Below are 807 nucleotides of genomic sequence, written 5' to 3' on the forward strand. Positions count from 1 at the left end.
GGGACTGTCAAGTTTCCGGTGTAACTCTGGCTGTTGAGGGCTATCGGCGTCCGGCGGACAGGCGTCCGTCGAAGGCCATGTCGAAGGCGTTGAGGGCTGGTTTCCAACGGATCGACCAGCGGCGTTGTCCTGCTCCGGTGGGATCGAGACTCATGATCGCCATGTAGACGCATTTGAGGGCGGCGGTCTCGTTCGGGAAGTGCCCGCGGGTCTTGACCGCCCGTCTGATCCGGGCGTTCACGCTCTCGATGGCGTTGGTGGTGCAGATGATCGTGCGGATCTCGACGTCGAAGGCCAGGAACGGCACGAGTTCGGCCCAGGCGCTGTCCCAGAGCCGCACGATCGCCGGGTAGCGCTCGCCCCATGCCTGGCGGAACTCGGCGAACCGTTCGGTGGCCGCGGCCTCGGTCGGTGCGGTGTAGACCGGTCGCAGCGCTCGGGCGATGGCGTCGTAGTGCTGGCGGCCGGCGTAGCGGAAGCTGTTGCGCAGCAGGTGCACGACACAGGTCTGGGTGATCGCAGCGGGCCATGTCTGCTCGATCGCGTCGGGCAGTCCTTTGAGCCCGTCACAGACGACCATGAGCACGTCGGCGACGCCGCGGTTACGGATCTCGGTGAGCACGTGCAGCCAGTACTTCGCGCCCTCACCTGCGGTGTTCGGGTCACCGGCCCACAGCCCGAGGATCTCGCGGCGTCCCTCGCAGGTGACGGCGAGCGCCACGTAGATGGGCCGGTTGGCGACCTTCCCGTCGCGGATCTTCACATGAATCGCGTCGATGAAGACCACCGGATACACCGGGCGGATTC

Annotated in this window: 1 protein-coding gene; it reads right to left on the reverse strand. The window is 66.3% G+C overall.

Annotated elements, in window-relative coordinates; translation table 11 throughout:
* Positions 1-40: 40 nt before the first annotated feature.
* On the reverse strand, positions 41-807 hold a 767-nt coding region (locus FVA95_RS29055; protein WP_149666924.1), incomplete at its 5' end, for an IS256 family transposase.

This window comes from Pseudonocardia sp. EV170527-09 (assembly GCF_008369905.1).
In the GTDB taxonomy this organism is placed as follows: Bacteria; Actinomycetota; Actinomycetes; order Mycobacteriales; family Pseudonocardiaceae; genus Pseudonocardia.